Raw genomic sequence first — 11,722 nt, forward strand, 5'->3', positions numbered from 1 at the left:
GCAAGGGATATCTGTATTAAAGATGCTAAACTAGGAAATTTTTGATAATCCCCCAAGAAGTCTGCTTGGTCCGAAATCATCAGGTCAGAAAAACATAGGTGTATAAAAAAAGCCTCTTTACGTATCGTAAAGAGGCTTTCAGTACCCGGAGCCGGAGTCGAACCGGCACGGTTTCCCACTGGTGTTTGAGACCAGCGCGTCTACCAATTCCGCCATCCGGGCATATCCGTTTGGGATGATGCAAAAGTAGGTTTTTTATTGAAAAGGAGAAAACTTTTTGAATAAATTTTCAATCAAAACCAATATAGAACTGAGATTCAGTCAAATAATTTTTCATTAGTTACTCAAAAAACTTGCTTTAACTGTGATATTAGCTGTTTTTTTTCTTGATGCTGTATTAAATGCACCACCTGAAGAGTACTCTTCGTTGTCGTTTTGTCCCGTTATCTGAAAAATTCCCAGATCGGCCTTTACCAGATTACCCAATCCGGCATTCGATTCCTTTGCGATATTCTCTGCACGTTGATGTGCATTTTTCGAAGCCTGTGAAATAAGTTCCAGCTTTAGATCCTCTAGCTTGGAGTAATAATAGTTAGGGGTACTGGAGCTAAGTTCTATCCCCTTGGAAATTAATGTCGATATTTCTCTTGAAGCATTGTCAACTTTATTTAAGTCTTTTGATTCGACACTGACGGCCTGCGATAAGGTATAACCGGAAAAAGTATTATAACCATTGCCTTTTCCATCGGTATGATATTCAAAGTCTTTGGCAATATTAACAGCCTCGAAACGGATCTCGTCAGCCTTAACCCCCTGTTGTACTAAAAAGTCCCGCACTAAATCTCTATCGGTAGCCAATTGTGCTGAAGCAGCACTCAATTCATAATTCTTTCGGCTAAAAGTAGCACTCCATTTGACTAAATCGGATTCAAAATCTTTTTTGGCATTACCATTAACAGTGATTGTCTGCGTCGATTTAAACTTATAGCGATAAGCTGTACCCAATATCCAGGTGCCGAGCAAGAGCACAACGCCCATTATAATCGAAATAATAACAGCGGATGATGATTTCATAACCAGTTTTTTATGTTTACGTAACAATGAATATACCAAAAAATCGATGTTTATTTATTTTTTATGAATAAATTGCGACAAAAAGGTTTAAAAATATGAATAAGAAAAGTATCTGTATTCCATTTTGTTTTCTGGCTGCATTCGCTGCCCATGCGCAAAAGAAACCATTGGATCATACGGTATATGATAGTTGGCAAAGCGTATCATCACCCTATATCAGTAAATCGGGAAAATTTATCCTATTCCAGGTCGTTCCACAAGAAGGCGACAATCAGCTTTTTCTCAAAACCAAAGAGAACAAAGAAATCATTCAAATTCCCCGTGGGTATAATGGAAAACTAACAGATACCGAAAATCATCTGTTAAGTTTGGTCAAAGCGCCATTTGCCTTAACCCGCGAAGCCAAGATCAAAAAGAAGAAAGCCGAAGATCTCCCAAAAGATTCATTGGCAATCTACAATGTAACAACGTCATCCCTTGTCAAATTTGCGCAGGTAAAATCCTATAAAATTGCTGATCAAAACAACAATTTCGTCTCTTTTCTTTTCGACAAGGAAATAAATGAAAAACCTGATTCAAAAACGGCTACTGATGCCACACAAGCAAAGAAAGGCAGCGATAAAAAGAAAAAAACAGTGGCAACGCTTGCTTTATATGATCTAAATTCTGGTGATTCGGTGCAATTCTCATCTGTAGATCAATACGAATGGAATAAAAATGGATCAAAAATCGTTTTTTCAAAAAAAACAGATTCAAAAGATAGCCTATCAAAAGAATCTGGAGTCTACCTTTACGAAATAGCAACTAAAAAGCTTAAAAAGATATCAAATGGAAAAGGTAATTATAAAAATTTCAAATTTGATGAATCAGGTAATCAGCTCGCTTACCTGGGGGATCTCTCCAATGAAAAGGCATTACTAAAAAATTACAATCTATATTATTATGCCAATGGTATAGATACAGCCCAATACCTCGCAACAAAAACAAGCAATGGTATACCTAAAGACTGGGCCGTTAGTGGGGATGGCGATATCCGTTTCAGCAAAAATGGGGAGAAGCTATTTTTCGGCATAGCACCAATACCACGTGTCAGAGACACCACTTTGGTTGATTTTGAGCATGCTAAAGTGGACGTTTGGAACTGGCAAGACGACTATTTACAGCCCATGCAGTTGGTCAATTTAAAGAAAGATCTTGCAAGAAATTTCTTAGCGGTTACTTACCCCAAATATAATCGCAACATTATTCCCCTTACGGACCAAACATTTAACTCCACCGCACTTACACCGGACGGAAATGAAGAGTATATCTTAGCTCGCACTGATTTTGGCAAGCGCATCGCAAGTCAATGGGAAGGCAGTACACGAGACGACATTTACCTGGTTTCAACAAAAACAGGAAATAAAGAGTTAATCCTTTCAAACTTTTCAGGAAATGCAATCTTAAGTCCTGACGCAAAATACATCGTATATTTCGACCAAGATAAAGGTTCCTGGAATTCCTATCAGGTTAGTTCAAAGAAAAAGACGGTGCTAAATGACGGTATACCAGCGTCCTTTGCTGACGAGGAAAATGATATGCCTACTGCCGCGCAAGGATATGGCATGGCAGCATGGAGTCCGGACTTTAAAGGGATTTACGTCAATTCGAGGTATGATATCTGGTATTTTAACTTGGACGGTTCCAACAAATCCATCTTGACCAACGGCTATGGAGCTGCATCGCAGACAACTTTCCGCTACTTACCGCTAAAAAGAGAAGAGGACCGCGAACAAGCCACAACACTCGACTATAAAAAGGGTGGTTTTCTAACTTCCTTTGACAATAAAACCAAAGAATCTGGTTTCTACCAGTTCAAGGGGCAGCATAGCGATCCTAAAAGTCTTTTGGTGGAGGCAAAAACGTTCAGGAATATCAGCTCTTCAGCGGATCAACAAACGATACTGTACAGTAAAGAGGATTATATGAATTCGCCTAATATCTACACCAATACCATAAAGTTCAAAGACGAATTACAACTATCCAATATTAATCAGCAACAGGCTAATTACAACTGGGGGACAGCGGAGTTAGTCCATTGGACAACGCCCGAAGGAAATCAGGCTGAGGGAATTCTTTATAAACCAGAAAATTTTGATCCTGCAAAAAAATATCCCATTATAGCTTACTTCTATGAAAAGCTTTCAGATGGATTATATACGTATCAACCCCCTGCTCCTACGCCATCGCGTTTGAACATCCCCTATTTTGTAAGTAACGAGTACCTGGTATTTGCGCCAAATATAAGCTACAAAACAGGTCATCCGGGTAAATCAGCTGAAGAATACATCAATTCTGGGATGAGATACCTCGCTCAGAATGCATGGGTTGATAGCACAAAGATGGGAATACAGGGCCAAAGTTGGGGCGGTTATCAAGTTGCTCACCTCATTACGCGGACCAATATGTACGCTGCAGCATGGACTGGTGCTCCTGTCGTCAACATGACATCTGCCTATGGCGGAATACGCTGGCAAAGTGGTATGTCCCGCCAGTTCCAATACGAACATACACAAAGCCGCATCGGAAAAACCCTGTGGGAAGCTCCAGAACTATATATCGAAAATTCACCTTTATTCCATTTGGATAAAGTTAAAACTCCTGTTGTCATTATGGCTAATGACAACGACGGGGCCGTGCCATGGTATCAAGGTATTGAAATGTTTACTGCGTTACGCCGATTAAACAAACCTGTATGGATGCTGAATTATAATGGTGATGAACATAACCTCATACTTCGACAAAACCGTAAGGATATACAAATTCGCGAACAGCAATTCTTCGATCATTTCCTAAAAGGTGCCCCCGCTCCTTCTTGGATGAAGAAAGGAGTACCTGCCACCGAAAAAGGAATAGACTGGGGATTCGAATTATAACACAAAACAATAAAAAAGGTGTGATTTATATAAATCACACCTTTTTTATTAGCCAAAAACCATATTTTTTGAATTATTTCACAAAAAACATCAAAAAAAATTTCAGTTTTCAATAAAAACACAATATTTTTGAAAAACAAAATCAACAAAACTGTAATTTAACTACAAAATACAAATGTCGAACCTAAGATTCAAAGCAGTAGAAGCAGCAGGCTCACGCCAAATTGCTTCATTTGAAAAAGTTGAAACTAAAAAAGCAACTGACATTTACGGAAAGAATGTTTTTTCCGTAAACAAAATGAAAGACTACCTTCCTAAAAATTCATACAAGGAGTTAGTTGCATCCATTGAAGAGGGACAGATTATTTCAAGAGATTTGGCTGAACACATTTCACAGGCCATGAAAACTTGGGCACTTAACCACGGCGTTTCTCACTACACACACTGGTTTCAACCTTTAACGGGTTCGACTGCTGAAAAACATGATGCTTTTTTTGAGCCAGACGAAAACGGTGAAGCCATTGAAAAATTCACTGCTGACGCATTAGTTCAACAAGAGCCCGATGCATCTTCTTTCCCAAATGGTGGTATCCGTAATACATTCGAAGCTAGAGGATATACAGCTTGGGATCCATCTTCTCCTGCATTCATTTACGAAACAGGTGCTGGTAAAACATTATGTATTCCAACAGTTTTTGTTTCCTATACGGGTGAATCATTAGACTATAAAGCTCCTTTATTGAAAGCCATCAACGCAGTAGATAAAGCGGCAACGGATGTTGCTCAATATTTTGACAAATCGGTCACTAAAGTAAACGCTTCTCTGGGTATTGAACAAGAGTATTTCTTGGTTGACCTTTCCTTATATAATGCTCGTCCAGATCTTCAGTTAACGGGCCGTACGTTATTTGGCCACATGTCGGCCAAAGGCCAACAATTGGAAGACCACTATTTTGGTGCGATTCCAGAGCGCGTATTAGCGTACATGGTGGACTTGGAAAACGAAGCGCTAAAATTAGGTATTCCTTTAAAGACTCGTCACAACGAAGTTGCACCTTCTCAATTTGAATGTGCTCCAATGTACGAAGAAATCAACTTGGCCATCGATCACAACCAATTGTTGATGAATGTCATGGAACAAGTTGCTTTAAGACACAACTTCAAAGTATTGTTGCATGAAAAACCATACTCTGGTGTCAACGGATCTGGTAAACACAACAACTGGTCTTTAATCACAAATACTGGTGTAAATTTATTATCTCCTGGAAAAACACCTAAAAACAATTTGATGTTCTTGACTTTCTTTGTCAATACCATCAAAGCTGTTTATGAATACGCTGATTTGATGCGCGCTTCTATCGCTAGTGCAAGCAACGATCACCGTCTGGGTGCAAATGAGGCTCCACCAGCAATTATTTCAATTTTCTTAGGCTCTCAATTGGATGAGCTTTTGGAAGAAGTTGAATCTGCTCGTGTTGCTAAAAAAGTAAAAGCAGAGGCAAACTTATGGCATGGTATTCCTAAAGTTCCTGAATTAAAACTGGACAATACAGACCGGAACCGTACTTCACCATTTGCCTTTACAGGTAACAAGTTTGAATTCCGCGCTGTTGGTTCTTCTGCAAACTCCGCTTTACCGATGACCGTGTTGAATGCAATCGTTGCAGCGCAATTGATCGAGTTCAAAACAGAAGTAGATAAACAAATCAAAAAAGGCACGAAAAAAGATCTTGCGATCTTAAATGTTGTCCGCAAATACATCAAAGATTCAAAAGCTATCCGCTTTGAAGGCAATGGATACAGCGAAGAATGGGAAAAAGAGGCAGAAGCACGTGGTCTTTCTAACATCAAATCGACACCTAAAGCATTAGATGTTTATGTAAAAGAAGAATCTTTAGCCCTGTTTGAATCACTAGGTATTTATACCAAACGTGAATCAGAAGCTCGCCACGAAATTTTGCTTGAAAACTTCTATAAAAAATTACAAATTGAGGCGCGTGTCATCGAAGAGATGGTTAACAACCAAATCGCCCCGGCATGTTTCATTTATCAAAATGAATTGATTGAAAACGTCAAAGGATTAAAAGACCTGGGTCTGGCACAAGCAGCATTCAGCTCTCAATTGAACTTTGTAGAACGTATTTCAACACACGTAAATACCATCTTGGAGCAAGCTGAAGCAATGCGTCAAGAACGTAAAAAAGCAAACCAAATTGATGATGTACGTGAGAGATCAATCGCTTACGATGAATTGGTTAAACCATATTTCGATGTGATCCGTTATCATGTCAACAAATTGGAGAAAATTGTTGATGACAAAAAATGGCCTCTTCCAAAATTGAGAGAGATCTTATTTTTAAGTTAAGATAACTTCCCAATAAAACAAAAAGAGCCGGCGATATTGCTGGCTCTTTATGTTTTAGGGGAACGTTCGTCATCTCTTGCTCCTTATCTCCTCTCACAACAATAGCTCCTATTTTTTTAATCGATTATCTTCGTCATTATTCCCTCCCTTTTTATTGGCTGACTTAATATTCATATTACCAAAACGATAAGAAACAGACAATCGGATAACCCGACTATCATATGCATTTCGTATACGATAGTATCCATTTTCCTGATAACTCGACAGTCTGCGCTGGCCTCTTGTATTCAAGACATCATTTATACCCAACTTGACATTCAATTTTTTGTCAAGAAATGTTTTACCTGCACCTAGATCAATGCCATAGTAAGACTGAAAACTAAATACGCCATATACTGCTGGCGAGAAATAATTGCCCGTCAGCTCCAGGTTTGTTGTTTCCCCAATTCGGATATCATGATTGGAACTTACCTGAAACGATAACTTTTCCAATTGGCGTTGCGCTCCGGAGTGCTCATCAAAACTAAACTTATTATAAAAAGCGCTGGCATTGTTAGAAATACTCCACCATTTAAAAAGCTTAACGGGTATATTGACATTCATGTTTTAATAATCAAAATAAGCCAAATTTCGATCGGTCTGTGCAATAGCTTTAGTCTCTGAATTACTTTCTATCACTTGAGTGATTGCATCGTTGGTCCTCTTATAGCCCAAACTCAGTAAATAGCGATCTTTAAAGGTATAATTTACTTCATACGAATTGGTATATTGTGGATTTAAATAAGGGTTGCCATACTGATACGTGTATTGATCCAAATAATACACAAAAGGATTCAATGACCCATAATCAGGACGGTCAATACGTCTGCTATAACTCGCACCAAACTTGTGATTATCATTAATCTGTTGCTGTACAAATATTGATGGAAAAAAATCGGTATAGGTACGTTTTGTTTGTTGCCCAAGCGTCACTGAGTTTCCTAGGGAGCTCGTATTTTCAACACGCAGTCCAGTTTGTACCGAAAACTTTCCGAACGATTTATTTAAACTGAAATAAGCTGCTGCTATATTTTCATTGTACAAAAAATGATTACTTTGACCATTATTTTGCACAAACTCGCCTTGCTGATCCTGATCTTCGTACAACAAATTATTATCTGTTTTTACGCGGCTATATTTTAACCCCGCCTCGAGTTTCGTCGTTTTATTAAAAGGATGCACAAAATCGGTTTTAAAAACTAATATTTTTGCCTTAGAAAGCATATCATTCCGGAAAATATGCGGTGATTTAAATTCTTCCCAGTTTGCGTCCAAAAAATGGTTTCCAACAGTGCTATTGTCATTATTTTTCGAATATGAATAGTCCCCATTAAATGTCAATTCAGTCCCTAAGGTATCAAATGTCTTTTTGTAATTCAGATTATAAGTGAGGTAATGGTATTTAAAATCTGACAAATTACTTCCTAATACTACCGAATCAAGCTTTCCTTTTTGAGAAGCGATCAGATTGCTTCCCTCCCGTGTTGAATGACCATTGCTTACATTACCATTAACCACAAATCCAATGACCTCCTGTTTCCCCAGGTTAAAATCTGCCGCAAATTTGAAATTATGACCTCGATAGCGGAATTTCGAATAAGAATCCGAATTGAAAAAAGTCGTCCCGCTTTTGGTATCTACAGCCCTATCGATATCTAAATCATTAAAGCCTAAGGCAGTTGCATAGTTATAGGAAGAAAATAAGTTCACCCAATTGTTACGATGGTTTATGAGAAAGCCACCATCAGCCTTTGTATATTTACCCTGCCCTAAATTGAGGTTTAAACTAACATTACTTCCAAATTGCGTATTCCTCTTCGTCTTAATATTAATAATTCCTGCATTCCCTGCCGCATCATATTTTGCAGGTGGATTGGTGAGTACTTCGATCGAGGCTATTGCATTTGAAGCTGTATTTTCCAATAAGCGCGACACTTCATCTGCAGAAAGATAAGTAGGCTTACCATCAATCATGATGATCACATTACTTTTTCCACGAAGGTTGATCTTTTTGTTGTCTAAAGTTACCCCCGGGACCTTTTGCAAGAGTTCCAATGCGTTATTTCCGGTTGCCAAAATACTGTTCTCGACATTGAGCACAACTTTATCAAGGTGACTTTCAATTAATGGCTTCTTGCCAATTACCTGCGCCTCATCCAGCACTTTACTTTCCAGCTGTAATCGAATCGTATCCAGCACCTTGAAATCACCCGCACGCAGCATTATTTCCCCAGAACGATAAGTACCATAACCCACCGTGGACACCTGTAAGCTGTACTTCCCCTCGGGTATCGCAAACAACACAATTTCTCCATTTTCGTTGGATAAGGTTCCTTTTAACAAGACATCATTGGGTTTACGAAACAGTGAAATATTTGCGGCAGCAATGGGCTTGTTGTCCTGCCCAACAACGACAGTACGTAATTTCCCCTCGTCAGACTGTGCTGAAACGGGTCCGGCATTAGAACACAGGAATAAAACAATAGAAAATAAGAGCAATTTAATTTTTTGTGGTTTCATAATGTAATTTCTTTGGGCTATCGATCGGATAGTCAACTTCATAATAATGACAACAAACCTCGTGTATTCATTACACGTTGACTAGCAGAAATAGACAGGTAGTGCGATTCACTCGGTAGACAACCAAATAATATCGGTAAACCCTATCCTTCGCTGATCGCTTTTACAGCGGATAGGATCATGCGAGCTAATTTTGAATCTTCTGAAACATCTCGTAGAAAAAAAACATCGAATCAAAATAAAAATTCAAAAAACAAATAAAATTCAAAACAAATAAATTGTATACAAAAAATATTAAGCATAATATTTGTATTTTTGCATCGAAAATTAGTAAACTGATTCATGAGCACTGTATCATTGAAGAAAAGACTCTACCGTATTTATATCCTTATGATACGATTTATGCATGGCGAGCATGCTGGAGACGCATTACGTAATGTTGCCATCAGTATTTTGCCAAGTTTGGCGATCTATTTATTGGGAGCGCAAGCGAGCACGGCTATCGGAATCGGTGTCGGATCGTTGTTAACGACACTCACCGATCCTCCTGGCAACAGAAAAGATAAACTTTCTTCAGCTCTAGTATGTATTCCCACCTTCTTTGTTGCATCATTGTTTACAGCTATTGTATTTCCCTATCATTGGCCTTTGGTTATCGTGCTAGCGGCAGCCGGTTTTATATGCACCTTATACGGCATTTTTGGAGCCCGCTATGCTGCAATTGGAAACATGACATTGATTCTCATGAGTTTTGTGATCGGAATGGCCCCACAACACCCCTTTGCGGTTGGCTTACAGATTACAACAGGTTCCATAATATATTATTTTTTTAGCCTTTTACAAGCCTATATACAACCTTATCGCTCTTTGAAACATGCCATGGCTAATGGCTTTCATGGATTGTCCCAATTTCTATTGATACGATCACAGTCTTACGATCCCGATATTCCTTTGAATATTACGTACAGTCGCGTAGGAAAAATTCATGGCCAGATCAGCGAACAGCAGGAACAAATCAGGTCTCTTCTGTTTCGAGAAAAAAAAATCATAAGCCAACAGTGGCATAAAAGCAATTATTGGCTCAGTCAGGTTTATGGATTAATTGACCTCCATGAGTTAATTATTGCGCTTGATCATGACTACGATGCAATTCGCAAAAATCTTGCAGACACGGGCAGCCTCCCCTTAATTCGTCACACAATCAAATTATTAGCGTTAGAAATCGATAGCTTTTCACAACCCAACAAGAGGTTCCGGTATGCACATCAATTATACCATAATAACTTTAAAATTAATGCCCTCTTACGGGATTTAAAAGAAATTCAAGAACAACAGGCCGATCCAGCAAAAGGTATATTATGTTCGATCATAAGCAACATCGAAGCAATTATTGATGTACTCAACAGAATCCAGGTCGCTTTTTATCAAAATCAGGAAATTCAGGATAAGATTGACACCAGCGAGTACCAACAATTTATCAGTCGACCATTACGTAATCTCGCTGATCTAAAAAGTAAACTCCATCTGAATAATCCGCTTTTTCGATTTGCGGTTCGGATGGCTCTTCTTTTTGGAACAGGTGCATTGATCGGTATTTTATTTTTGGATTTTAAATATACCTATTGGATCTTACTGACGATCGCTATTGTTGCCAGGCCAGCATTTTCAATGACAAAAACCCGTAATATAGAACGTATTGTCGGTACATTCTCGGGTATTATAGTTGGTGTGTTCTGCTTAATTTCTATTCATTTTCTTCCAGCACTCCTAACCATAGCTGCATTGGGTCTTTTTGGATTCTTTTTGTTCAACCGATCTAATTATATGGTCAGTGTCATCTTCATTACCTTGGGAATTGTAATTGCGCTCAATCTGTTCGAAGGCAACATCAATCTCATTTTAGGCAGCCGAATACTTTTCACACTGATTGGAGCATTCTTGGCTATAGCGGGTTATTTCTTGATACCTGTACGCCAGAGCACAGGCATGGTTCAGCTGGCAAAAGAGGTATCCCTTTACAACGCGCATTATTTCCAGATCATCAATAACCGTCTGTCGGACGAACGACAAAGTTCGTTTGATATACGACTGGCTCGTAAAAAGGCGCAGACCGCTATGGCCCTGTTTTCAGACGCCATCAATCAAATGAAAAAAGAACCCGAGCACAAATGGATGGATTGGTCACATATTCACCATTTTCAGGCACTCGCATATCAGGTCAATTCCCATTTGGTGGGCCTTTCGCTATCGTTAAGCAAAAAGACGAATCGCCACCTCGCCTATGATATCCATAGTAGAATCGATGCGCTTAAACCTCTTCTAACAGATTTAAATCAAACTGCAGAACGGATCAATTTAAAGAAATCATAATACCCGATTGACAGTTACTTTTGCGGTTTCATCGGAAGATATGTGATGCCAATCGGCATGTTATTCAAAATTCCTTTAACTAAAAAATAGCATTTCTTTTGCTTTAATAAAAAAAGAGTTTATATTTGTGTCGTCTTCGAAAGAAGATTTCTAATCAACACCTCCCTTCATCAGTAGGTCTTGATTTATAAAGAAGTGGCGAGAGACTGGCTCAATGACCCACTGGCAACCTTCAATTTGTTTGAAAAGGTGCCAATTCCTGTCCAAAACAATATCGTTTTGGAGCATATAAATGACATAAGACAATGATTATTAAATTACTGAAGTCCATTAAAAATTCAGGTTCAACACAAGTGAACCGCACGATAAGCGAAAGTGTAACCCATCGTACAATTGTATCGATGCGAATGCGTATGCATATGCACTTCCATGCTTGTTA

Annotated in this window: 4 protein-coding genes, 1 tRNA gene, 1 pseudogene and 1 riboswitch; of the genes and pseudogenes, 3 read left to right on the forward strand and 3 right to left on the reverse strand. The window is 38.7% G+C overall.

Annotated features, from left to right (window positions below; translation table 11 throughout):
* Window positions 1–142 precede the first annotated feature (142 nt).
* Window positions 143–222, reverse strand: a tRNA-Leu gene (locus B4Z47_RS00005).
* Between the two features lie 114 nt (window positions 223–336).
* Window positions 337–1,074 carry an SIMPL domain-containing protein gene (locus B4Z47_RS00010; RefSeq protein ID WP_046674621.1) on the reverse strand — a complete coding sequence of 246 codons (738 nt, stop codon included), beginning with the start codon at window positions 1,072–1,074 and terminating at the stop codon, window positions 337–339.
* Between the two features lie 95 nt (window positions 1,075–1,169).
* Here B4Z47_RS00010 and B4Z47_RS00015 point away from each other — a divergent pair, with 95 nt between their 5' ends.
* The gene (locus B4Z47_RS00015; protein WP_115049289.1) at window positions 1,170–3,989 is read left to right on the forward strand and encodes a S9 family peptidase; all 2,820 of its coding nucleotides are present in this window, start codon (window positions 1,170–1,172) and stop codon (window positions 3,987–3,989) included.
* Window positions 3,990–4,164: 175 nt separating this feature from the next.
* A complete protein-coding gene (locus B4Z47_RS00020) occupies window positions 4,165–6,354 on the forward strand; it encodes a glutamine synthetase III (protein ID WP_070565356.1) in 2,190 nt (729 codons plus the stop codon).
* A gap of 108 nt (window positions 6,355–6,462) precedes the next feature.
* Here B4Z47_RS00020 and B4Z47_RS00025 read toward each other — a convergent pair.
* Window positions 6,463–8,955 (reverse strand): annotated as a pseudogene (locus tag B4Z47_RS00025) (TonB-dependent receptor domain-containing protein).
* Window positions 8,956–9,255: 300 nt separating this feature from the next.
* Between B4Z47_RS00025 and B4Z47_RS00030 the strand changes: the two are divergent.
* Window positions 9,256–11,283, forward strand: coding sequence for an FUSC family protein (locus tag B4Z47_RS00030; protein WP_159333044.1), 2,028 nt, complete (start codon window positions 9,256–9,258; stop codon window positions 11,281–11,283).
* A gap of 182 nt (window positions 11,284–11,465) precedes the next feature.
* Window positions 11,466–11,578, forward strand: a riboswitch (SAM riboswitch).
* Window positions 11,579–11,722: the final 144 nt, after the last annotated feature.

The sequence above is a fragment of the Sphingobacterium sp. UBA2610 genome (genome assembly GCF_002339225.1).
Classification (GTDB): Bacteria; Bacteroidota; Bacteroidia; order Sphingobacteriales; family Sphingobacteriaceae; genus Sphingobacterium; species Sphingobacterium multivorum.